The sequence below is a fragment of the Streptomyces sp. SID14478 genome (genome assembly GCF_010548525.1).
Classification (GTDB): Bacteria; Actinomycetota; Actinomycetes; order Streptomycetales; family Streptomycetaceae; genus Streptomyces.
In genome coordinates, this window is record NZ_JAAGMG010000941.1 from 1 (window position 1) to 364 (window position 364).

Below are 364 nucleotides of genomic sequence, written 5' to 3' on the forward strand. Positions count from 1 at the left end.
TCCCGATCCCGGTCACGGTCGCCAAAGGACGGACGGTCGTCACGACGGTCACGGCGCGGAGCGTCCCCGCCGCGGTATCCGCCGCGGTCACCACTGTCCCGGCGGCGCTGCTCGCGCTCCGGTCGCTCGTCGGGAGAGTTGGTGGGCATGGGTGTGACTCCTGTCTTCGGTACCGCAGTCATTCTCGCGCAGCCGGGGTGCCGGCGCGCTGCGAGAAGAGTTCTGGAAATACAAAAGGACCCTTGGTCCCAGCATGTGTGCCGGGACCAAGGGTCCTCTCAATAATAGTTCGGCGGCGTCCTACTCTCCCACAGGGTCCCCCCTGCAGTACCATCGGCGCTGTGAGGCTTAGCTTCCGGGTTCG

The 364-nt window shown here is 66.2% G+C and carries 1 rRNA gene; it reads right to left on the minus strand.

Annotated features, from left to right (window positions below):
- Positions 1–287: 287 nt before the first annotated feature.
- Positions 288–364, minus strand: a 5S ribosomal RNA gene (gene rrf / locus G3I40_RS30410); the annotation flags it as partial.